Here is a 22,620-nt window from a genome sequence, read left to right on the forward strand (position 1 = left end):
GCTCCCACATTTGAAATGCATTCCAATGTGGGAGCGAGCCTGCTCGCGAAGGCGGTTTTGAAGGGTTACAGGTCTTTCAGGATGTCAGCCATGTCATCGGCATGCTCTTCTTCCTGCGCCAGAATATCTTCGAAGATCCGTCGGGTTGTCGGGTCTTTCTCGCCGATGTACTGGATGATTTCGCGGTAGCTGTCGATGGCGATGCGCTCGGCCACCAGGTCCTCGTAAACCATTTCTTTCAGGGTTTCCCCGGCCACGTATTGCGCGTGGGACATTTTCGACAGCATGTCGGGGTTGAACTCCGGCTCGCCACCCAATTGCACAATGCGCTCGGCCAGGCGATCGGCGTGCTGGGCTTCCTGAGTGGCGTGTTCGAGAAACTCTTCGGCGGCCACGCTGGCATTCACACCGGTGGCCATGAAGTAGTGGCGCTTGTAGCGCAACACGCAGACCAGTTCAGTGGCCAGCGATTCATTGAGCAAGCGCAGCACCTCTTCACGGTCGGCGCTGTAGCCCTCGGTGACGGCGCCGTTTTCGACGTGTTGGCGCGCACGGTCGCGCAGTGTTTGGACATCTGACAGATGCAGGTCGTCGCTCATTTCGATCTCCTGGAGGCTAATCCGATGGGCGCCACGTTCTGCGGACGCGGTCGCTTCCTAAGCTGTGAGTCATGAGCGTTGCAAAAAGTTTTATCGGTTTACGCAACCCCTGCAGGCGCTGCCGAAGGCTGCAATCTCGGTGCCAGCCCGGACAAAACTGCCTCCTCCCGCAACCAGGCAAAAAACGCCCGCACCGGTGGATGCCGTTCGCGCCCCGGCACACACAACGCGCTGTACCCGGCGCCATCGACTTGAACCTGACCCATGAACGGCACCAGCAAGCCACTGGCAACACTCTCCGACACCAGAATATTGCTCGCCAGCACCAGCCCTTGCCCGGCGATCGCCGCTTGCAGGGCGTAATGCTCTTCATCGTATTCGCGGATGGCCGGCTGCGGGTTCAACCAGTTTTCGCCGGCCTTCGCGCACCACGCTTCCCAGCCATGGGCGTAAAGCTTGGAGTTGTGCCAGCGCACGCTGATCAACGTCGGTGTGCGCCGCGCGGCCAGCGCCACTTGCTCGGGCGAGCCGTAAACACCGAATGATTCATCGAACAGGCACAGGCCATAAAGGTTCGGGTAGTCGTCGAGGCTGTAGCGCAACACCAGATCGACGCTGGCGTCCTGATGCAGATCGATGACTTCACAGTGAGTATCGAGGCGCACGTTGATGTTCGGATGCTGGGCATAAAAGCGCCCGAGGCGCGGCACCAGCCACAGTGCTGCGAAGGCGGCGGTGGTCGATAGCGTCAGCGTGCTGGCGTTGCGCTGCGGGCGCAGGGTGTCGACGCTTTGCGCCACTTCCAGCAGCGCGCCATGCAAGCTGCGAAACAGGCGCTCGCCGCCCTCGGTCAGACGAACCTGGCGCGGCAGACGCTCGAACAACGCGACGCCAAGCCAGTCTTCCAGCGAACGAATCTGGTGCGAAATCGCCGTGGGCGTGACCGACAGTTCTTCGGCGGCAGCCTTGAAACTGAGCAGCCGTGATGCCGATTCAAAAGCGCGCAGGGCGGTGAGTGGCAGCGAGGCGAACATGAAAAGCTCCATGGATGAAATGAATTCATCCCGACTGATTTTTGCTCATTTGAGGCAACGGTGTGCTGCCTGCAATCTGCAGCGACACAGCCATCAAAGTCTAGCCTCAAGGAGTTTCAGATGAGCAAAATTCTTGCGATCCATGCCAGCCCCCGGGGTGACCGTTCTCACTCGCGGCACCTGGCGGAACATTTTCTCAGTGCCTGGCAGGTGCGTCATCCGCAGGCGCAGGTGACTCGCCGCGAGGTCGGGCGGGCACTGATTCCGGCGGTCAACGAAGCCTTTGTCGCCGCCGCGTTTTATCCACAGCCTGAAGCGCGTCCATTGTCGATGCAGGCGGATCTGGCCCTGAGCGATCAACTGGTCGGCGAGTTGTTCGATCACGACCTGCTGCTGATTTCCACGCCGATGTACAACTTCAGCGTGCCCAGCGGCCTCAAGGCCTGGGTCGATCAGATCGTGCGCCTGGGCCTGACCTTCGATCACACGCTGGACAACGGCGTTGCCCAATACACGCCGCTGTTGCAGGGCAAGAAGGCGCTGATCGTCACCAGTCGCGGCGGCTTTGGTTTCGGCCCGGGTGGCGAGCTGGAAGCCTTGAACCACGCCGACCCATGGCTGCGCACGGCGCTGGGTTTCATCGGCATCAACGACGTCACCGTGGTCGCGGCCGAGGGCGAAGAATCTGCCGAACGCACCTTCGCGGTGTCGGTGGCCGAGGCCGAGCAGCGCTTGCTCGACCTCGCCCGGGTGTTCTAGGTGGCCTGGCTGTTCTTGCTGATCGCCGCCGGGTTTGAAGTGATCTTCGCCATGGGCATGAAGTACGCCGAAGGGTTTACTCGGCTCTGGCCCTCGCTGATCACCGTGGTCGCGGCGGTCGGCGGGATTTATTTCCTGACCCTGGCAATGCGCGAGTTGCCGGTGAGCATTGCCTACCCGATCTGGACGGCAATTGGCTCACTGGGCACGGTGTTCCTCGGTTTTGCCCTGCTCGGCGAGAGCCTGACGCTGGTCAAACTGGTTTCGGTCGGGCTGATTGTGGCGGGGGTGGCAGGCCTGAAGTAGGCTGGTCGTTGAGTTGTCATCATCACGGAGGATGCTTGGCGGGCGTTTTGCACGTCTTGCATCCATTCACCGACCACAAGGATGTTTGCCCATGTCGACGCGTTATCCACTGGTGCTGGTGCCGGGCATGCTCGGGTTTATCCGGCTGGTTCTCTATCCATACTGGTACGGCATCATCAAGGCACTGCGCCGTGGTGGTGCGACGGTGATTGCCGTGCAGGTATCGCCGCTCAACTCGACTGAGGTGCGCGGCGAACAGTTGCTCGCGCGCATCGATGAGATATTGCGCGAGACCGGGGCGCAAAAGGTCAACCTGTTCGGCCACAGTCAGGGCTCACTGACGGCGCGCTATGCGGCGGCGAAACGGCCGGATCTGGTGGCGTCCGTCACGTCGGTGGCCGGGCCCAATCATGGCTCCGAGCTGGCCGATTATCTGGAAAAAAATTATCCGGCCGACAGCGCCAAGGGGCGGCTGCTTGAGGCGTTGCTACGGTTGGTCGGGTGGTTGATGGCTGTTTTGGAGACCGGTTATCGCGGGCCGAAATTGCAGGTGGATATCCACGCCTCGCACCAATCGCTGACCACTGAGGGCGTGGCGCTGTTCAATCAGCGTTATCCACAGGGCTTGCCTGAGTCGTGGGGCGGGCACGGGCCGGAGGAGGTTAATGGCGTGCGCTACTACTCGTGGTCGGGGACGTTGCAGCCGGGCAAGACTGATCGTGGCGGCAATCTGTTTGATGGGACCAATCGCAGCTGTCGCCTGTTTGCGAAAACCTTCGTGCGTGAGCCGGGGCAGTGCGATGGGATGGTCGGGCGGTATAGCTCGCATCTTGGGACGGTGATTGGCGATGACTATCCGCTGGACCACTTCGATATCGTCAATCAGTCGCTGGGGCTGGTCGGCAAGGGTGCGGATCCGGTGCGGCTGTTTGTCGAGCATGCGGCGCGGCTTGAGGCTGCCGGGGTTTAGCCCTGAGACCGCGTCATCGTTCTTCGCGAGCAGGCTCGCTCCCACATTCGAATGCATTCCAACAGAAGGAATGCGGACACCTGTGGGAGCGAGCCTGCTCGCGAAGAGGGCCTATCAGGCAACGCTTAATTTGCGGCCCAACACGGTGGTCCAGCGCTCGGAAAGAATCACCCCGCCCAACGTCAACAGCCCACCCACCAGGTGATACATCGCCAACTGTTCCTTCAACACCACCGCTGCAATCAGCGCGGTAATCAACGGCAGCAGGTTAAAGAACAACGTCGTGCGGCTCGGCCCCAGACGCTGCACAGCCTGCATCCACGCCAGCGGCGCGAGCATCGACGCCAACAGACACGCATACAACACCAGCGGAATGTTCTGCAGGGTCAAACCGGTCTTCGGCGAAGCGGCATACAGTGGAAACAGCACGACAATTGCCACCAGCACTTGCAAATACAGCAACACCAGCGGCGGCAGGCGCAGCTGCCATTTTTTCAGCAGCGTGCTGTAGATCGCATAGGCCAGGGTCGCGATCAGCATCATCGCATCACCCATGTTCACGCCGTGTTGCAGCAGTGCGCCGAGGCTGCCCGACGACACCACCACCAGCACGCCAGCAAATGACAATACTGCACCGACCAGTGCTCCCGCCGTCAGGCGCTGCCCAAGGCTGATGATCGCCATGGCCAGCGACATCAATGGCATCAGCGACAGGATGATGCCCATGTTGGTCGCGGTAGTCAGAGTCGCAGCGAAATAGGCGAGGCTTTGATACACCGCCATGCCAAGTACGCCGAGGACGAAAATCTTGCCCAGGTTCGGACGGATCTGCGGCCAGTGCGCGATCACCGCTTTGAGCATGAACGGGGTGAACAGCAAGCCGGCCAGCAGCCAGCGGTAGAAACCGATCTCGGCGGGAAAAATCGCCCCGACGGCCAGTTTGTTGATCACGGTATTGCCGGCCCAGATAAAAATCGCCAGCAGCGGAAACGCGTATTGCATGAGTTGAAACCAGTACGTTGATGAAAGGCAATTATCCGTTGTCTGGATGCAGGCCTATACTTCGAACCGGACAACCTGCCTCTGAAACCGGACAGCATGAACAGTAAACACATCGATCTGCTGGATTTCAGCGAACTGCCGTCGGCGGTGTACTTCCGCTACGCCGATTTCAACGCCCATGAATACGCCGCGCCGCACCGCCATCCGTGGGGCACGCTGGAGTATGCCGCACACGGCGTGTTGCACATGGACGTCGATGGCAGTCGCTTCATGTCGCCGCCGCAATACGCGGTGTGGGTGCCGCCGCAGATCGAGCACAGTTTCTACAGCCATCAACCGGTCAACTATCGCGCGGTGTGCCTCGACCCGAAGGTCTGCGCCGAACTGCCGACACGCGCCTGTACTCTGGCGATCAGCGACATCCTCAAAGCGATTCTCAAGGACTTCGCCGCCCGCGACGTGAAGATTCCTGCGCTCGATGCCGATCAACGACTGGCGCAGGTTCTGGTCGATCAACTGCAACAGGCGCCGGTGCATGAGTGTTATCTGCCGTACGCGAGCAGTCCGGGGTTGCTGGCGATCCTCGAAACCTTGCAGGCCGAACCGGGCAACAATCAGCCACTGGCGCATTGGGCGCTGCAAGTGCATGTCAGTGAACGCACGCTGGCCCGGCAATTCGTTCGGGAGCTGGGGATGAGTTTTGGCGAGTGGCGTCAGCGCTTGCGCTATCTCGCCGCGATCGAGGCGCTGGAAACATCGCGCAGCGTGCAGGAAATCGCCTTCGATCTCGGTTACAGCAGCGGCTCCGCATTCATCGCCATGTTCGCGCGGCAGGCGGGGTGTACGCCGGAGCAGTATCGCCGTAGCCATCTCGAAGGCAGGAAGGTGTAACAAGATTTGGCTACACTCCAGCAGAGGCCGCCCCCATCGGTGCGGCGACAAGGAGAAAACTCCATGAAGATGTTGCGTGTGCCGTTGTTGATGATTGGTTTGCTCCTGTGTTCCCAGGGTTTCGCCGCCACGGCGCAACAGAACAAAATGACCACTTGCAATGCCGATGCGACCGCCAAGAGTCTGAAAGGCGATGAGCGCAAAACCTTCATGAGCACCTGCCTCAAGGCAGCGCCAGCGGCCAACGATGCCAAGGCCCTGACCCCGCAGCAGCAGAAAATGAAGACCTGCAACGCCGATGCCGCCACCAAAGCCCTGACCGGCGATGCGCGCAAGACCTTCATGAGTGATTGCCTGAAGAAAAAATAATCCGGTTCTGTTGAGGGTCGGGGTCGAGGCGTCCGCTTGAGATTTGCCCTCACCCTAACCCTCTCCCAGAGGGAGAGGGGACTGACCGCGGTGTTTTCAGATATCCATCGACCTGAACTATCCGGCCGATTCTGAATTCAATACAGCACTGGCAGGTCACCGGATTTCTTCGCCATTCCTCGATCGGTCCCCTCTCCCTCCGGGAGAGGGCTAGGGTGAGGGCTGGATCTCAAGCCGTGCAGCAAAACCCGAAACACCGCATATACCTAGTGCTCCCCCGGGAACGCTGGCAGACTGCCAATCCTTTTACGCCGTTCGTTTTGAGGCTGTATGCCAACGTTTTCTGAGCGTCATGTAGTGTTCTGGGTCAGTTGCATCATCATTTTCGGCGGTTTGCTGCTGGTGCTGCCGCTGCGCTTGCTGCCCAGTCTGTTGGCCGGTTTGTTGGTCTATGAGCTGGTCAACATGCTCACTCCGCAACTGCAACGGCTGATCGAAGGCCGACGCGCGCGCTGGCTGGCGGTGGCTTTGCTCGGCACCCTGGTGGTGAGTGTGCTGGCGCTGATCTTCGCCGGCGCGATCAGTTTTCTCCTGCACGAAGCAGAAAACCCCGGCGCGTCACTCGACAAATTCATGGGCGTGGTTGATCGCGCGCGTGGGCAATTGCCACCGTTCATCGACGCCTACCTGCCGGCCAGTGCTGCGGAGTTTCGCGTGGCGATCGGCGAGTGGATGAGCAAGCACCTGTCTGACCTGCAACTGGTCGGCAAGGATGCGGCGCACATGTTCGTGACGCTGCTGATCGGCATGGTGCTCGGCGCGATCATCGCCTTGCAGCGCATCCCCGACGTGACCAAACGCAAACCGCTGGCCGCCGCGCTTTTTGACCGTTTGCACCTGTTGGTGCAGGCGTTTCGCAACATCGTCTTCGCGCAGATCAAGATTTCCCTGCTCAACACCTTCTTCACCGGAATTTTTCTCGCGGTGATCCTGCCGATGTTCGGCATCAAACTGCCGCTGACCAAAACCCTGATCGTGCTGACCTTCCTGCTCGGCCTGCTGCCAGTGATCGGCAATCTGATGTCGAACACGCTGATTACTATCGTCGGCCTGTCGCTGTCGATCTGGGTGGCGATTGCCGCGCTGGGTTATCTGATCTTTATCCACAAGCTCGAGTACTTCCTCAACGCGCGGATTGTCGGCGGGCAGATCAGTGCCAAGTCGTGGGAGTTGCTGCTGGCGATGCTGGTGTTCGAGGCCGCATTCGGCTTGCCGGGGGTGGTGGCGGGGCCGATTTATTATGCGTACATGAAGAGTGAGTTGAAGCTGGGCGGGATGGTTTGATTCAGAATTTGTAGTGTTTGAGCTTGCCTCTTCGCGAGCAGGCTCGCTCCCACATTTTGAGCGCATTCCTTCAGTTGAAATGCGATCCCATGTGGGAGCGAGCCTGCTCGCGAAGGGCGCGACGCCGATTTCAGGTCAGTTCATGGCGCCATAGCGTTTCATGGCTTCAATCGCCAATCCGCTACCAATGCTGCCAAAGATATTCCCTTCGACATGCCGCGCATTCGGCAGCATCGCCGAGACGCTGTTGCGCAGCGCCGGAATCCCGCTCGAACCGCCGGTGAAGAACACCGTGTCGACCTGATCCACCGCCACACCGGCATCGTTCAACAGCTGCGTAACACTGCCGCGCACCCGCTCCAGCAGCGCATCAATCGCCGATTCAAACAGCGCTCGGGTCAGCTCAACACTCAAACCGGCTTCGATGCGGTCCAGCGGCACATGGCGACTGTCGGTATGGGTCAGCTGGATTTTGGTCTCTTCGACTTCCATCGCCAGCCAGTGCCCGGCGCGCTGTTCGATCAACTTGAACAGGCGATCGATGCCGCCAGTGTCTTCGATGTCGTAGCGCATGCTGCCCAGCGCCAGGCTGGATTTCTGCGAGTACACCGAGTTGATGGTGTGCCAGGTCGCCAGGTTCATGTGGTGGCTGGTCGGCATGTAGGCGCCGCTCTTCATCCGGCTGCCGTAGCCGAACAACGGCATCAGGCCTTGCAGGCTCAACTGTTTGTCGAAGTCGGTCCCGCCGATGTGCACGCCGCCGGTGGCGAGGATGTCATCGTGACGGTTATCGAAACCGCGACGCTCCGGCGACAGCCGCACCAGCGAGAAGTCGGAGGTACCACCGCCGATGTCGACGATCAGTACCAGCTCTTCTTTTTCGATGGTCGACTCGTAGTCGAAGGCGGCGGCGATTGGTTCGTACTGGAACGAGACCTCTTTGAAGCCGATCTTTTTCGCCACATCGACCAAAGTGTCTTCGGCTTCCTGGTCCGCCAGCGGATCGTCATCGACGAAGAACACCGGACGGCCGAGCACCACTTGTTCGAACTCCCGACCGGCGGCGGTTTCCGCGCGGCTCTTCAACTGGCCGATGAACAGGCCGAGCAAGTCCTTGAACGGCATTGCCGTGCCGAGGACGCTGGTGTCGTGCTTGATCAGCTTGGAACCGAGCAGGCTCTTCAACGAGCGCATCAGGCGGCCTTCGTAGCCTTCCAGGTACTCGTGCAGCGCCAGACGACCGTACACCGGGCGGCGCTCCTCGATGTTGAAGAAGACCACCGACGGCAGGGTGATCTTGTCGTCTTCCAGCGCGATCATCGTTTCCATGCCGGGGCGCAGCCAGCCGACGGTGGAGTTGGACGTGCCGAAGTCGATGCCGCAGGCACGGGCTGGAGAGGCGTCTTTCATGTCTTTCGGTTCCGGTCAAAAAAACGGCCGCGCAGTGTATGTCAGTGCGCGCCAGATTCGAAGGCCGGTCATCTGCTATTTCACGACTAAACTGCCTTGAAACCTCAAGCTTTGCCCCAAACTTGCTGGCATGGGCCGGCAGAACCACCGGCGGTCGCAAGAACCGCCGTCCACTGCCGATAAACTTCTGCTGCGCCACCCGGTCACAACCTTGAGATCGGTCAACCCGGCACGCGCGAATCGGCGCATGCTGGCATCGGCGCGAAATCGATAACGGATGGTGATTCCTTCAATGGACTTCAAAGACTATTACAAGATACTCGGCGTGGAGCCGACAGCAGACGACAAGGCAATCAAGGCTGCCTATCGCAAGCTGGCGCGCAAATACCACCCCGATGTCAGCAAGGAAAAGGACGCCGAGGCCAAATTCAAAGACGCCTCGGAAGCCTATGAAGCGCTGAAAAGCGCCGACAAACGCGCCGAATACGACGAGCTGCGCCGTTATGGCCAACATGGTCAGCCGTTCCAGGGGCCACCGGGCTGGCAGAGCCGAGGCGGCTTTGGCGGTGGCGGTGGCGACACCGGTGACTTCTCGGACTTCTTCAGTTCGATCTTCGGCAATCGCGGCCCCGGTTTCGGTGGCGGTGAAGGTCGGCAACAACGCAGTGCAGGGCGCCGAGGGCAAGACGTGGAAATGGAACTGCCGATCTTCCTCGAGGAGACGCTGGCGAACGAATCGAAGAAAGTCACCTTCCAGGTGCCGCAATACAACGCCAACGGCCAGCACGTCAGTAACACCAGCAAGAGCCTGAACGTGAAGATCCCGGCGGGCGTTACCGACGGCGAGCGCATTCGCCTCAAAGGCCAGGGCGCCCCGGGCGTCGGTGGCGGGGCGAATGGCGATCTGTACCTGACCATTCGTTTTGCGCCGCACCCGAAATTCGATGTCGAAGGCGAAAACCTGATCATCACCTTGCCGCTGGCGCCGTGGGAACTGGCGCTGGGTGCTGAAGTAGCGGTGCCGACCCTGACCGGCAAGATCAACCTCAAGGTCCCGGCCGGCAGCCAGAATGGCCAGCGCATGCGCGCCAAAGGTCATGGCCTGAAAAACAAGGCCGGCGAGCGCGGTTATCTGTTCGTGCAACTCAAAGCCGTGATGCCGAAAACCTCCGACGACGAGGTCAAGGCACTGTGGCAGGAACTGGCCAAGAAAGCCGCGTTCAACCCGCGAGAGAACTTCTGAATTCGACGACGGAGTAGCCCATCATGAGCAGCCCCCTGATCGTTCAACTGGACCTGGCAGAATTCTGTGAGGCGGCCGATTTGTCGGACGTCTACGTGATCGAAATCGTCGAGCACGGCATCCTCGAACCTCAGGGCGCGCAGCCCCGGGAATGGCGCTTCACCGATTACGAATTGGCCTTGGCCAAACGGGCGGTGAAGTTGCGTCGTGATCTGGAGCTGGAGTGGGAAGGCGTCGCCCTGGCGCTGGATCTGCTGGAAGAGGTGCGTTTATTGCGCGCTGAAAACCGCATGTTGCGCCAGCGCCTTGGGCGTTTGGTGGTCGAGTAGTTTTGCGCTGGGTTTGCATGGCCGGATCGACCTTGTTCGCGAAGCGTAGCCGCTTGTGCAAGGTTATTGTTTGCAGGTGTTTCTCCGGTTTTAACCGGCGAATCTCTCTGATAGTTTCGAGTAAGGATCGGCAATGGACGCCGGTCGCCGCAGCGCCAGCCATGCCGGCGGGCGCTGCGTAACGCTTACAAGGAAACGTAAAAATGCCAGTCAAACCCAAACCGCCAACGGGCCGGGTCGATGCGCCCGCGAGCCCGCGTACATCCGCTGATGCGGACTCTTCAGGAACCGGGACACCGCATTTCGCCCCAGACCCCTTTCTTCGCAAAACGCCCGGTACTACGCCTGAAACGGCTGATGGCACGCCTGAGTCCTCGGTGGCTGCGGCGACGTCGAGAGTGCATGTGCACGAGTCGACGTCCGTTTCCGCCGGGGTCAGTACTTCCGATGCCCCTGGGCTGCAGCAATACCTGATCCCCGCGTCGAGCGCGTTACCCGGCGCCGATGCCGAGGGTTTTCGCACTTTCAAGGGCCGGCAGTACGCCGATATTCAGGGTGGCGGCACGGTGTTGCTTGCCGTCGATCCGCAAACCGGTCTGCACAGGGCCCGTCTGGCGAGCGAACTGCAGCCGTCAGGGCCGGCGCTTGCATTTGATCTCGCGAGCAATCACTGGTTTGAATTGCAGGACTTCTCCGTTTCCACGCCGCAGGCTGTCATGCCGCGCAAGAGTCGTCGCTCTCCGCACAAAAGTGACGATGAGTTCGAGTTGGCCCTGGAAGAGTTGCCGCGCAATGACGCCGGTGCGTCGGAGCAGTTTTATCTGGCCTCCGAATCCATGCCGATCAAACCGTACACGACTCAAGAGCTGATGATGATGCGCAGTGAAACACGCTATTCGTTTCTCGGTAATCAACTGGGCACTTACAACCGCGCAAATAACGGCAAGTACCCGCTGCGGGACATTGCCGGTAGACCGATCCGCATCCGTAAACTGGAGACCAAAGTGCGTCTTGTAGAAGGCGATTTGTTTACCTCCGAACAGATCAAGCCCTATATCAAGTTTGAAGGTCATGAAGACGTCGCGATGCTTTATGAGCAGAAGCTGCAATGGCGATTGTTCACCGCGGCCGATGTAAAAGTGCCCGGTGAAAAAGCCTTGATCGGGCAGTCCATGGTGGTGGCGAACAGACGCATCGCCAAGGGTGAGGCGATTGGTGTCTATGGCGGTGTCATTACCCCGGCACGCTTCGTAGGGCCCCATGAACAGACGTTCAGCATGCTGGCCGGAATGCGTTTGCAGTATGGGCCGGGACAATTTCTGCCCGACCCGTTGGCTATACTGGGCGACAACATCATTTCCAGAATCAACTCCAACTTTGAGTACGACGCTACAGGCAAGCCCGTTCGCCAGGCGCCGGATGGCTATAACGTTGTAGCGGTGCCATTCAATATCGAGGCGCAGCAGTGGGTCGGCAAGCAATTGGTGACCAAGGACTTTATCCTCAACGCCGTGTTCGCCTCGCACGACATACCGGCAGGCACTGAGCTACGCCTGGATTACAACTACAACGAGCAACAGATGTCGTGGGCATTTCCCTGATTGATCAGGCAACGCCGCTGAATACGGATTTCAACGTCCGTATTCAGACGGCGACGCTTGTCAGAACAGGAAATAGCGCTGCGCCATCGGCAGTGTTTCCGCTGGCTCACACCACAACAGCACGCCATCAGCCTTGACCTGATACGTCTGCGGATCGACATCGATGTCCGGCAAGTAGTCGTTGTGAATCAGATCGGTTTTCTGCACATCACGACAGCCTTTGACCACGCCGATTTTCTTCTTCAACCCCAATGCCTCAGGCAGCCCGGCTTCCTGTGCCGCCTGACTGATAAAGGTCAGGCTGGTGGCATGCAGAGAGCCACCGTAGCTGGCGAACATCGGGCGGTAGTGCACCGGTTGTGGCGTCGGGATCGAGGCGTTGGCGTCGCCCATCAGGCTGGCGGCAATCGCGCCGCCCTTGAGGATCAGTGTCGGCTTCACGCCAAAGAATGCCGGGCGCCAGAGCACCAGATCCGCCCACTTGCCGACCTCGATCGAACCGACTTCATGGCTGATGCCATGGGTGATCGCCGGGTTGATCGTGTACTTGGCGATGTAGCGTTTGGCGCGGAAGTTGTCATTGCCTTCGCCATCCTGCGGCAGCGGGCCACGCTGTTTTTTCATCTTGTCGGCGGTCTGCCAGGTGCGCGTGATGACTTCGCCGACGCGGCCCATGGCCTGGCTGTCGGAGCTGATCATCGAGAACGCGCCGAGGTCATGGAGGATGTCTTCGGCGGCAATCGTTTCGCGGCGGATGCGGCTTTCGGCAAACGCGACGTCTTCGGCAATGCTCGGGTCGAGGTGGTGGCAGACCATCAGCATGTCGAGGTGTTCATCGATGGTGTTACGGGTAAACGGGCGGGTCGGGTTGGTCGAACTCGGCAGCACGTTGGGGAAACCGCAGGCCTTGATGATGTCCGGCGCATGGCCGCCACCGGCACCTTCGGTGTGATAGGTGTGGATAGTGCGGCCCTTGAACGCGCCGAGGGTGGTTTCGACGAAACCGGATTCATTGAGGGTGTCGGTGTGGATCGCCACTTGCACGTCGAACTGATCGGCGACGCTCAGGCAGTTGTCGATGCTCGCCGGCGTAGTGCCCCAGTCTTCGTGCAGTTTCAGGCCGATCGCGCCGGCCTTGACCTGTTCGATCAACGGCTCCGGCAGGCTGGCGTTGCCCTTGCCGGTGAGGCCGATGTTCATCGGGAAGGCGTCGGCAGCTTGAAGCATGCGCGCCAGATGCCACGGTCCGGAGGTGCAGGTGGTGGCGTTGGTCCCGGTGGCCGGACCGGTGCCGCCGCCGATCATGGTGGTGACGCCGCTCATCAGCGCTTCTTCGATTTGCTGCGGGCAAATGAAATGGATGTGCGTGTCGATGCCGCCAGCGGTGAGGATCATGCCTTCACCGGCGATCACTTCGGTGCCGGCACCGATGGCGATGGTCACGTTCGGCTGCACATCCGGGTTGCCGGCCTTGCCGATCGCGGCGATGCGCCCGTCCTTGAGGCCGACGTCGGCTTTGACGATGCCCCAGTGGTCAATGATCAGCGCGTTGGTGATCAGGGTGTCGACCACTTCGGCAGCCAGTAACTGACTTTGGCCCTGACCATCGCGGATGACTTTGCCGCCACCGAACTTCACTTCTTCGCCGTAGGTGGTGAAGTCTTTTTCGACCTCGATCCACAGCTCGGTGTCGGCCAGGCGCACCTTGTCGCCGACGGTGGGGCCGAACATGTCGGCGTAGGCTTGACGGGAGATTTTCATTCGTTCGCCTTGGGATTCAATTGGTTTTGAGATCGCTCGCATTACTCGCTTTCGCGAGCAGGCTCGCTCCCACATTTGATCGCGTTCTCATGTGGGAGCGAGCCTGCTCGCGAATGGGCCAGTGCGGACACCGCGTTAGTTACAGGTCGCCCATGATTCGTCCTGCAAACCCGAACACCCGCCGATGCCCGGCGTAATCGACCAGCTCCACCTCACGACTCTGCCCCGGCTCAAAACGCACCGCCGTGCCCGCCGGAATATTCAGACGCATGCCCCGGCTGGCCGCGCGATCGAAGGTCAGCGCGTCGTTGGTTTCAAAAAAGTGATAGTGCGAGCCGACCTGAATCGGCCGGTCGCCGCTGTTGGCGACTTTCAGGCTTAGGGTGCGGCGGCCGACGTTGAGTTCGATATCGCCGGGCTGGATCTGGTACTCGCCAGGAATCATCACTGGGCTCCTTGCAGAATCTTGTAATAGAGGGCGGTCGCGCGATAGGTGCCGTTCGGGTCGCAGGCGTAATCAGGAATTTCGCCGGCGCGGCTGTAGCCCAACGACTTGTAGAAATCTTCAGCCGGCGAACCCGCCTCGGTGTCGAGGTAGAGCATGCCGCGCTTGTGATGGCGCGCTTCCCGCTCCAGCGCGCTCATCAATTGCTGTCCGAGCCCGCGCCGACGGGCGTGTTCACGCACCAGCAGTTTCTGCACTTCGGCGCGATTGAGGCCGTTGGCTTTCTGGCACAACCCCAGTTGCACACTGGCCAGCACTTGCTCGTCCTGGACCACCACCCAGAGCAGCACGCTGCCTTTGTTCACATTGTCCTGAACGTCATCGAAGTAAGCGTGTGCCTGCGCGGCATCGAGATCGGCCATGAAGCCGACGCTGGCGCCGTAACCCACGGCATCGAGCAGCAGATCGATCAGACCCTGACGGTAGTGGGCAAAACTTTCCGCGTTGACGCGGCGCAGCTGGGCGGCATTCATCGGTGTCACTCCTTGTTGGTGTCAGGCGGCTCCGCGCCAGGGTTGAGGGTCAGTTGCATGAAGGTCAGGTCGAGCCAGCGGCCGAACTTGGTGCCGACCTGCGGCATCTGCCCGGTGATGCTGAAACCGGCGCGTTCGTGCAGGCGAATCGAGGCGGCGTTGCCGCTTTCAATGGCGGCGACCATCACGTGTTTGCCGCAGGTCCTGGCCCGCTCGATCAGCGCGGTCATCAGTTGCGGGCCGAGGCCGTTGCCGCGCTGATCGCTGCGCACGTAGACCGAGTGCTCGACGGTGTGACGGAAGCCGTCGAACGGCCGCCAGTCACCGAACGAAGCGTAGCCGAGCACGCTGTTGTCGGCGTCGGCGATCACCAGAATCGGATAAGCCTGGGCCTGACGCGCGCTGAACCACGCTTGACGATTGCCGAGGTCGACGGCCTGTTCGTTCCAGATCGCCGTGGTGTTGAGTACGGCGTCGTTGTAGATGTCACGGATCGCCGGCAGGTCGGCGTGAACAGCATCGCGAATGGAGTAAGTCATGGCGCGGCCTCAGACGATCGGTTGGTGAACGGTGACCAGTTTGGTGCCGTCGGGGAACGTCGCTTCGACCTGGATTTCCGGGATCATTTCCGCGATGCCTTCCATCACTTGCTCGCGGCTGAGCAGGGTGGTGCCGAAGTGCATCAGCTCAGCGACGGTCTGACCGTCACGCGCACCTTCGAGCAGCGCGGCAGAGATGTAAGCCATGGCTTCCGGGTAATTGAGTTTCACGCCGCGTGCCAGTCGCCGTTCAGCGACGAGGCCGGCGGTGAAGATCAGCAGTTTGTCTTTTTCGCGTGGGGTCAGGTCCATTGTGGGGTTCCGTCAGGGCAGTTTTGTGAGGTTCTTGCGGGCGAGGGGTGCCAGTTGGAGCAGCCCCTCACCCTAGCCCTCTCCCGAGGGAGAGGGGACTGATCTCGGTTGTTTTCAATGGCCGGTTCAGTCAGCGGTATTCGTTCAGGCAGTTAAATTCATTTCAAACGACTCGGTCAGGCTCCCTCTCCCTCCGGGAGAGGGCGGGGGGTGAGGGGCTTTTTCAGGTACTCCATATTCGCGGCGATACCGCTTCGCGGCCCAGCAGCACCGGGCGCAGCAAGCGCCATAAATCGATGAGCCACGCACGGGCGAGCAACGCTTCGCTGGCCAGACAACGAGCCACCAGCAGCCCAGGCAACTGGGTCAAATCCCCACGCACTTCATGGCCCAGCGAGCGACAACGCTCAAGCAACTCGGCATCAATCTCACCGGTCACCAACAACGTCGCAAACACCGGATTGCCATCCAGTCCGATCGGCGAATCAAGCAAACCGTCGCCACCGACAATGCGCTGGCGCTCATGCCAGAGCAATCGGCCATCGCGGCGAATATCCAGGTGCGCCTGAAAATGCCCACGGTCGAAACGCTCGCCACTGGCCGGACGACCCAGCGCAACCACGTCCCAGTAGAACAGTCGCGCGTCACCTTGAAGATCAATCGAAGTGCTGAGCTCCGCCTGTGCGGCGCTGTAGACGATGGTCTCCTGCGGCAGCCATTCCAGCGTCGCCCCGGCCGCCACTTTCAAGTCGAGCTGCTGATAAGCCGGCCCACCGGCGCGATACCACTTGGCCGCGCCGGGGCTGGTGATCTGCGCCCAGGCGTCTTGCTCGACGCGGGCGCTGATGTCCAGTCGATCACCGCCGGCAATCCCGCCGGGCGGGTGGACGATGATGTGCTGGCAGACCTCGGGGCCTTCGGCGTAGAGGTGCTTTTGCACCCTTAGCGGGCCGAGGTGCCGGCGCAGGACCGGGCGCGTGCAGTCGCCGAAACGGGCGTAGGCGAGTTCCAGCTCGGCGTGCCAGCTCGGGGTAAACAGGGCAGGTGCAACAGTCGAATTCATGGTGTGTAATTATCGTTAGGAAGCTACAGATTAGTTCGTTGTACTAGATCGTTACCAGCCCGCGTACACCCTCGGCCTCCATATTTTCACCGCGACCCTGCTGAACGATCTCGCCTCGGGACATCACCAGGTATTGATCGGCCAGTTCTGCGGCGAAATCGTAGAACTGCTCGACCAGCAAAATCGCCATATCACCGCGCTCCGCGAGTTGCTTGATCACTGCGCCGATCTCCTTGATCACCGAGGGTTGGATGCCCTCGGTGGGTTCGTCGAGGATCAGCAAACGTGGACGACTGGCCAAGGCGCGGCCAATCGCAAGCTGTTGCTGCTGACCGCCGGAGAGGTCACCGCCGCGACGCTGCTTCATTTGTAGCAGCACCGGGAACAATTCATAAATGAAACCTGGGACTTCTTTGGCTTCACTGCCGGGAAAGCGTGACAGTCCCATCAGCAGATTTTCTTCCACGGTCAGGCGTCCGAAGATCTCCCGGCCCTGTGGCACGTAGGCGATCCCGGCGTGAACGCGCTGGTGTGGCTTGAAGGTGGTGATCGGTTTGCCTTCCCAATTCACCACGCCTTCTTTGGCCGGCAGCAGACCCATCAGGCACTTGAGCAGAGTGGTTTTACCGACGCCGTTGCGGCCAAGCAGGCAGGTGACTTCGCCGACTTTCACGTCGAACGAGAGGCCACGCAGGATGTGGCTACCGCCGTAGTACTGGTGCAGCTTGTCGACTTGCAGCATGTTCAAATTCTCCCCGGTGATCGTTCCCACGCTCTGCGTGGGAACGCATCCCGTGACGCTCCGCGTCACATAACGGCGGACGCAGAGCGTCCATGGCGGCATTCCCACGCGGAGCGTGGGAACGATCTGAGTCCTTAGCGGCCGAGGTAGACCTCGATCACGCGCTCGTTTTCTTGCACTTGTTCAAGCGAGCCTTCCGCCAAAACGCTGCCTTGGTGCAGCACGGTCACATGGTCGGCAATCGAGCCGACAAACCCCATGTCATGCTCCACCACCATCAACGAATGCTTGCCCGCCAGGCTCTTGAACAGTTCAGCAGTGAACTCGGTTTCCGCATCAGTCATCCCCGCCACCGGCTCATCGAGCAGCAACAATTGCGGGTCCTGCATCAACAGCATGCCGATCTCGAGAAACTGCTTCTGTCCATGAGAGAGCAACCCGGCTTGACGATTGACCGAGGTGGTCAGGCGAATCGTCTCCAGCACTTCGCTGATCCGGTCCTTTTGCTCGCCACTCAAACGCGCACGCAAACTGGCCCACACCGACTTGTCGGTTTTCTGTGCCAGCTCCAGGTTTTCAAACACGCTCAGCGCCTCGAACACTGTCGGCTTCTGAAACTTGCGGCCGATGCCAGCCTGGGCGATCTGCACTTCGCTCATTTGCGTCAGATCCAGCGTTTCGCCGAACCACGCCTTGCCGTGACTCGGGCGGGTCTTGCCGGTGATCACGTCCATCAGCGTGGTTTTGCCCGCACCGTTGGGGCCGATGATGCAGCGCAATTCGCCGACGCCGATGTACAGATTGAGATTGTTCAGTGCGCGAAAGCCATCGAAGCTGACGCTGATGTCTTCCAGTGTGAGGATCGTGCCGTGACGGGTGTCGAGGCCCGGACCGACGCGCTGGCCGAGGCCGATCGAATCGCGGCTGGTGCCGGCGTCCTTGTTCGGTTCGACGGGAAAGAAGGCCGGTTCCAACATGAATTCCGCGCTCGCCGTGACTCTCATTGTTCACCTCGTTTCTTCAGCAGACCGATCACGCCTTTGGGCAGGTACAGCGTCACGACGATGAACAGCGCGCCGAGAAAGAACAGCCAATATTCCGGGAACGCCACGGTGAACCAGCTCTTCATGCCGTTGACCACACCGGCGCCGAGCAACGGCCCGATCAAGGTGCCGCGACCGCCGAGGGCTACCCACACCGCCGCTTCAATCGAGTTGGTCGGCGACATTTCGCTGGGGTTGATGATCCCGACTTGCGGCACGTACAACGCACCGGCCAGACCACACAACACCGCGCTCAACACCCACACGAACAACTTGAAACCGCGCGGGTCGTAGCCGCAGAACATCAAGCGGTTTTCCGCATCGCGCAATGCTGTCAGCACGCGACCGAACTTGCTCTGCGCCAGGCGCCAGCCGATGAACAGACTCGCCACCAGCAACAACACCGTGGCCAGAAACAACACCGCGCGAGTGCCCGGTTCAGTGATGCCGAAACCGAGAATCGTGCGGAAATTGGTGAACCCGTTGTTGCCGCCAAACCCGGTCTCGTTGCGGAAAAACAAGAGCATGCCGGCGAAGGTCAGGGCCTGGGTCATGATCGAGAAATACACGCCTTTGATCCGCGAGCGGAAGGCGAAGAAACCGAACACCAGCGCCAGCAAGCCCGGCGCCAATACCACCAGACACATCGCCCAGACGAAGCTGCTGGTGCCGGTCCAGTACCACGGCAATTCGCTCCACGACAGGAAAGTCATGAACGCCGGCAAGCCATCACCGGCAGCCTGACGCATCAGGTACATGCCCATCGCATAACCGCCGAGGGCGAAGAACAGACCGTGACCCAGCGACAGCAAACCGGCATAACCCCAGACCAGATCCAGCGCCAGGGCGACGATGGCGTAGCAGAGGATTTTGCCAACCAGCGTCAGCGTGTACGCCGAGACCGACAGGGCATTTTCCGCCGGCAACAACGACAGCAGCGGCAGGGCGATCAGCAGGGCGAGGATCACCGCACCGACGGCGATCGTGACTTTCGGGCCGGCCTTTTGCGTGGCCGTGACTAACAGAGGCTGGTTCATCAGTCGATCACCCGTCCTTTCAGTGCGAAGAGGCCTTGCGGACGTTTCTGGATAAACAGAATGATCAGCGCGAGGATCAGGATCTTGCCGAGCACCGCACCGATCTGCGGTTCGAGAATTTTGTTGGCGATGCCCAGGCCGAACGCGGCGAGCACGCTACCGGCCAATTGACCGACGCCGCCGAGTACCACCACCAGGAACGAGTCGATGATGTAGCTCTGGCCGAGGTCCGGGCCGACGTTGCCGATCTGGCTCAGCGCCACACCGCCGAGGCCGGCGATGCCCGAGCCGAGGCCGAACGCGAGCATGTCCACGCGCCCGGTCGGCACACCGCAGCAGGCCGCCATGTTGCGGTTCTGGGTGACGGCGCGAACGTTGAGGCCGAGGCGGGTTTTGTTCAGCAGCAGCCACGTCAGCACGACGACGAACAAGGCGAAGGCGATGATCACGATGCGGTTGTATGGCAGAACCAGATTCGGCAGCACTTGAATGCCGCCGGACAGCCATGCCGGGTTGGCCACTTCAACGTTTTGCGCGCCGAACAGCAAGCGCACCAGTTGAATCAGCATCAGGCTGATGCCCCAGGTGGCGAGCAAGGTTTCCAGGGGGCGGCCGTAGAGGTGGCGAATCACCGTGCGCTCCAGCGCCATGCCGATCGCCGCTGTGACGAAGAACGCCACCGGCAGCGCGATCAACGGGTAGAACTCAATCGCCTGTGGTGCGTAGCGCTGGAACATCAACTGCACCACGTACGTCGAGTAGGCACCGAGCATCAGCATCTCGCCGTGGGCCATGTTGATCACGCCGAGCAGGCCGAACGTGATCGCCAGACCGAGTGCCGCCAACAGCAGAATCGAACCGAGGGACATGCCGCTGAAGGCTTGACCGAGGATCTCGCCGATCAGCAGTTTGCGTTTGACTTGAGCTAGGCTGGTTTCGGCAGCGGTGCGTACGTTGGCGTCGGCTTCAACGCCGGGTTCGAGCAAACCTTCGAGACGCGTGCGCGCCAGTGGATCGCCGGTTTCGCCGAGCAGGCGTACTGCGGCGAGGCGCACGGCCGGATCGGTATCGACCAATTGCAGATTGGCCAGCGCCAGGCTCAGGGCGGCATGGACGTTTTCATCTTTTTCACCAGCGAGTTGCTGGTCGAGGAATTTCAGCTGCGCGGGTTTCGCGCTTTTCTGCAATTGCTGCGCGGCGCTCAGACGGATTTTGGCGTCGGCGGCGAGCAATTGGTGGCTGGCCAGAGCGGTGTCGATCAGACCCCGCAGGCGATTGTTCAGGCGCAGGGTTTTCACTTGGCCGTCGATGGTCAGTTCGCCTTGCTGCAGGGCGTTGATCAATTCGATACGGGCCGGATCGGGCTGCGCGGCCCAGGTTTCCAGCAGTTTGGCTTGCTGCACAGGATTGGCCGCGACGAAGTCTTCGGCGTCGCCGGCGTGGGCCAGCATCGGCAGCAATAGTGCGATGGCTATGAGAAAGCGGTGTATGGCAGTGGGCATTAGTGGTGTTTCCTTTCTTGCGGTGGCCGATGGAGCGGTGTTCGGCTGTGAATCCGCCCCTCACCCTAACCCTCTCCCAGAGGGAGAGGGGACTGACCGGGTTGTCAGGTCATCCAACACCGACCTGACATTCCTGCGTCGAACTCAGGATCTGAAAGCCATAGAGATCTGCTCCCTTCCCCCACTCCCGGAGGGAGAGGGGGCTGGCCGAGGTGTCTGGACGATGTGCTGCGACCTGCGAATTCGAGCCGAACTCAGGCTTTGAAAAACATGAAGATCGGCTCCCTTTCCCCTCTCCCTGAGGGAGAGGGCTGGGGTGAGGGGGAAATCTAAAGCCCACCTCAAAAACTGAATCCGCCTCAGTTGCTCTTCACCGCATAATCGGGCTTCTTGTCGTTGCCCTGAATGAACGGGCTCCACGGTTGCGCGCGAATCGGCCCTTCGGTCTGCCACACCACGTTGAACTGACCATCAGCCTGAATCTCGCCGATCATCACCGGTTTGTGCAGGTGGTGGTTGGTCTTGTCCATGGTCAGCGTGTAGCCCGACGGCGCGGCAAAGGTCTGGCCGGCGAGGGCCTCGCGGACTTTGTCGACGTCTGTCGATTTGGCTTTCTCAACCGCCTGCGCCCACATGTGGATGCCGACGTAAGTGGCTTCCATCGGGTCGTTGGTCACGGCTTTGTCGGCGCCCGGCAGGTTGTGTTTCTTCGCGTAGGCTTTCCAGTCCGCGACGAATTTCTTGTTCTGCGGGTTCTCTACCGACTCGAAGTAGTTCCACGCCGCGAGGTTGCCCACCAGCGGTTTGGTGTCGATGCCGCGCAGTTCTTCTTCGCCGACCGAGAACGCCACAACCGGTACGTCGGTCGCCTTCAGACCCTGGTTGGCCAGCTCTTTATAGAACGGCACGTTGGAGTCGCCGTTGACCGTCGAGATCACCGCAGTCTTGCCACCAGCGGAGAATTTTTTGATGTTGGCGACGATGGTTTGATAGTCGCTGTGACCGAACGGCGTGTAGACCTCTTCGATGTCCTTGTCGGCCACGCCTTTGGAGTGCAGGAACGAGCGCAGGATCTTGTTGGTGGTGCGCGGGTAGACGTAGTCGGTGCCGAGCAGGAAGTAGCGCTTGGCACTGCCACCTTCTTCACTCATCAGGTATTCAACCGCCGGGATCGCTTGCTGGTTCGGTGCAGCGCCGGTGTAGAAGACGTTCGGCGACATCTCTTCGCCTTCGTATTGCACCGGGTAGAACAGCAAACCGTTGAGCTCTTCGAACACCGGCAGCACCGATTTACGCGACACCGAGGTCCAGCAGCCGAACACCACGGCGACCTTGTCCTGGGTCAGCAACTGGCGGCCCTTTTCGGCGAACAGCGGCCAGTTCGACGCCGGATCAACCACCACCGGCTCAAGCATCTTGCCGTTGACGCCGCCCTTGGCGTTGATCTCGTCGATGGTCATCAGCGCCATGTCTTTGAGCGACGTTTCGGAGATCGCCATGGTGCCGGACAACGAATGCAGAATCCCGACCTTGATGGTCTCGGCGGCCTGGACGGTCCAGGTCATGCCCATCGCGGCAACGGATGCCGTGAGTGTGAAAGCCTTGATCAAACTGCGACGCTTCATTGTGCGATCTCCATGAACGTTTGAAGTTTTTCTGGTTGGCAGATGCGGACGACTGAAGGTGTGTTTTGCAAGGGCTGTGCCCGGTCGGGATCGGGCAGGAAAATGTCGTTTCAGAGCGGTCGCATGACCGCGGTGCGCACCACGAACGGACAGGGTGTGGG

The 22,620-nt window shown here is 60.5% G+C and carries 24 protein-coding genes; 9 read left to right on the forward strand and 15 right to left on the reverse strand.

The window, feature by feature from the left end:
* Positions 1-65 precede the first annotated feature (65 nt).
* Positions 66-599, reverse strand: a complete 534-nt coding sequence (locus tag CCX46_RS02950; protein WP_127925641.1) for a ferritin-like domain-containing protein — start codon at positions 597-599, stop codon at positions 66-68.
* A 98-nt stretch (positions 600-697) separates the two neighbouring features.
* Positions 698-1,645 (reverse strand): LysR substrate-binding domain-containing protein, encoded by a 948-nt coding sequence (locus tag CCX46_RS02955; protein WP_177413847.1) that lies wholly within the window; start codon positions 1,643-1,645, stop codon positions 698-700.
* Between the two features lie 108 nt (positions 1,646-1,753).
* On the opposite strand from CCX46_RS02955, the gene CCX46_RS02960 reads away from it, so the two are divergent.
* The 3 genes from CCX46_RS02960 to CCX46_RS02970 all read left to right on the forward strand — a co-directional run bounded on the left by CCX46_RS02960 (position 1,754) and on the right by CCX46_RS02970 (position 3,668).
* Positions 1,754-2,392, forward strand: coding sequence for an FMN-dependent NADH-azoreductase (locus CCX46_RS02960; RefSeq protein ID WP_127925643.1), 639 nt, complete (start codon positions 1,754-1,756; stop codon positions 2,390-2,392).
* Positions 2,393-2,698 (forward strand): DMT family transporter, encoded by a 306-nt coding sequence (locus CCX46_RS02965; RefSeq protein ID WP_127925644.1) that lies wholly within the window; start codon positions 2,393-2,395, stop codon positions 2,696-2,698. It begins immediately after the preceding gene.
* Between the two features lie 91 nt (positions 2,699-2,789).
* Positions 2,790-3,668, forward strand: coding sequence for an esterase/lipase family protein (locus CCX46_RS02970; RefSeq protein ID WP_127925645.1), 879 nt, complete (start codon positions 2,790-2,792; stop codon positions 3,666-3,668).
* Positions 3,669-3,782: 114 nt separating this feature from the next.
* Here CCX46_RS02970 and CCX46_RS02975 read toward each other — a convergent pair whose 3' ends face one another.
* Positions 3,783-4,670, reverse strand: coding sequence for a DMT family transporter (locus tag CCX46_RS02975; RefSeq protein WP_127925646.1), 888 nt, complete (start codon positions 4,668-4,670; stop codon positions 3,783-3,785).
* 96 nt (positions 4,671-4,766) lie between these two features.
* Here CCX46_RS02975 and CCX46_RS02980 point away from each other — a divergent pair, with 96 nt between their 5' ends.
* The 3 genes from CCX46_RS02980 to CCX46_RS02990 all read left to right on the forward strand — a co-directional run bounded on the left by CCX46_RS02980 (position 4,767) and on the right by CCX46_RS02990 (position 7,274).
* Positions 4,767-5,561 carry an AraC family transcriptional regulator gene (locus CCX46_RS02980; protein ID WP_127925647.1) on the forward strand — a complete coding sequence of 265 codons (795 nt, stop codon included), beginning with the start codon at positions 4,767-4,769 and terminating at the stop codon, positions 5,559-5,561.
* Positions 5,562-5,624: 63 nt separating this feature from the next.
* Positions 5,625-5,930: a PsiF family protein gene (locus CCX46_RS02985; protein ID WP_077570711.1), complete on the forward strand. Its 306-nt coding sequence runs from the start codon at positions 5,625-5,627 to the stop codon at positions 5,928-5,930.
* 330 nt (positions 5,931-6,260) lie between these two features.
* Positions 6,261-7,274, forward strand: a complete 1,014-nt coding sequence (locus tag CCX46_RS02990; protein ID WP_127925648.1) for an AI-2E family transporter — start codon at positions 6,261-6,263, stop codon at positions 7,272-7,274.
* Between the two features lie 135 nt (positions 7,275-7,409).
* Here the strand turns inward: CCX46_RS02990 and CCX46_RS02995 are convergent, their stop codons facing one another.
* Complete coding sequence (locus CCX46_RS02995; RefSeq protein WP_102899420.1) at positions 7,410-8,684, reverse strand: Hsp70 family protein; 1,275 nt, start codon at positions 8,682-8,684, stop codon at positions 7,410-7,412.
* Between the two features lie 292 nt (positions 8,685-8,976).
* Between CCX46_RS02995 and CCX46_RS03000 the strand changes: the two genes are divergently transcribed.
* The 3 genes from CCX46_RS03000 to CCX46_RS03010 all read left to right on the forward strand — a co-directional run bounded on the left by CCX46_RS03000 (position 8,977) and on the right by CCX46_RS03010 (position 11,857).
* A complete protein-coding gene (locus tag CCX46_RS03000) occupies positions 8,977-9,927 on the forward strand; it encodes a DnaJ C-terminal domain-containing protein (RefSeq protein ID WP_095121889.1) in 951 nt (316 codons plus the stop codon).
* Positions 9,928-9,950: 23 nt separating this feature from the next.
* Positions 9,951-10,256, forward strand: coding sequence for a chaperone modulator CbpM (locus CCX46_RS03005; protein WP_127925649.1), 306 nt, complete (start codon positions 9,951-9,953; stop codon positions 10,254-10,256).
* A 203-nt stretch (positions 10,257-10,459) separates the two neighbouring features.
* A complete protein-coding gene (locus CCX46_RS03010; protein ID WP_224794655.1) occupies positions 10,460-11,857 on the forward strand; it encodes a hypothetical protein in 1,398 nt (465 codons plus the stop codon).
* Positions 11,858-11,917: 60 nt separating this feature from the next.
* On the opposite strand, the gene ureC is transcribed toward CCX46_RS03010, so the two are convergent.
* From ureC to urtA, 11 genes are all read right to left on the reverse strand, one after another.
* Positions 11,918-13,618 (reverse strand): urease subunit alpha, encoded by a 1,701-nt coding sequence (gene ureC / locus CCX46_RS03015; protein WP_127925650.1) that lies wholly within the window; start codon positions 13,616-13,618, stop codon positions 11,918-11,920.
* 139 nt (positions 13,619-13,757) lie between these two features.
* Positions 13,758-14,063, reverse strand: coding sequence for an urease subunit beta (locus CCX46_RS03020; RefSeq protein WP_127925651.1), 306 nt, complete (start codon positions 14,061-14,063; stop codon positions 13,758-13,760).
* Positions 14,063-14,596 (reverse strand): GNAT family N-acetyltransferase, encoded by a 534-nt coding sequence (locus tag CCX46_RS03025; protein ID WP_127925652.1) that lies wholly within the window; start codon positions 14,594-14,596, stop codon positions 14,063-14,065. Before CCX46_RS03025 ends, CCX46_RS03020 begins: the two co-directional genes overlap by 1 nt.
* Before the next feature lie 5 nt (positions 14,597-14,601).
* Positions 14,602-15,135 (reverse strand): GNAT family N-acetyltransferase, encoded by a 534-nt coding sequence (locus CCX46_RS03030; protein ID WP_127925653.1) that lies wholly within the window; start codon positions 15,133-15,135, stop codon positions 14,602-14,604.
* A gap of 9 nt (positions 15,136-15,144) precedes the next feature.
* Positions 15,145-15,447, reverse strand: a complete 303-nt coding sequence (gene ureA, locus CCX46_RS03035; protein WP_016984788.1) for an urease subunit gamma — start codon at positions 15,445-15,447, stop codon at positions 15,145-15,147.
* Between the two features lie 223 nt (positions 15,448-15,670).
* Positions 15,671-16,510, reverse strand: a complete 840-nt coding sequence (locus CCX46_RS03040) for an urease accessory protein UreD (RefSeq protein WP_127925654.1) — start codon at positions 16,508-16,510, stop codon at positions 15,671-15,673.
* Positions 16,511-16,553: 43 nt separating this feature from the next.
* Positions 16,554-17,252 carry an urea ABC transporter ATP-binding subunit UrtE gene (urtE, locus tag CCX46_RS03045; protein WP_127925655.1) on the reverse strand — a complete coding sequence of 233 codons (699 nt, stop codon included), beginning with the start codon at positions 17,250-17,252 and terminating at the stop codon, positions 16,554-16,556.
* A gap of 134 nt (positions 17,253-17,386) precedes the next feature.
* A complete protein-coding gene (gene urtD / locus CCX46_RS03050; RefSeq protein ID WP_007918913.1) occupies positions 17,387-18,256 on the reverse strand; it encodes an urea ABC transporter ATP-binding protein UrtD in 870 nt (289 codons plus the stop codon).
* Complete coding sequence (urtC, locus tag CCX46_RS03055; RefSeq protein WP_102899410.1) at positions 18,253-19,332, reverse strand: urea ABC transporter permease subunit UrtC; 1,080 nt, start codon at positions 19,330-19,332, stop codon at positions 18,253-18,255. The genes urtD and urtC overlap by 4 nt, the downstream gene beginning before the upstream one ends.
* Positions 19,332-20,834, reverse strand: coding sequence for an urea ABC transporter permease subunit UrtB (gene urtB, locus CCX46_RS03060; RefSeq protein WP_127925656.1), 1,503 nt, complete (start codon positions 20,832-20,834; stop codon positions 19,332-19,334). The genes urtC and urtB overlap by 1 nt, the downstream gene beginning before the upstream one ends.
* Positions 20,835-21,193: 359 nt before the next feature.
* The gene (urtA, locus tag CCX46_RS03065; RefSeq protein ID WP_127925657.1) at positions 21,194-22,459 is read right to left on the reverse strand and encodes an urea ABC transporter substrate-binding protein; all 1,266 of its coding nucleotides are present in this window, start codon (positions 22,457-22,459) and stop codon (positions 21,194-21,196) included.
* Positions 22,460-22,620: the final 161 nt, after the last annotated feature.

Source organism: Pseudomonas sp. RU47, from assembly GCF_004011755.1.
Classification (GTDB): domain Bacteria; phylum Pseudomonadota; class Gammaproteobacteria; order Pseudomonadales; family Pseudomonadaceae; genus Aquipseudomonas.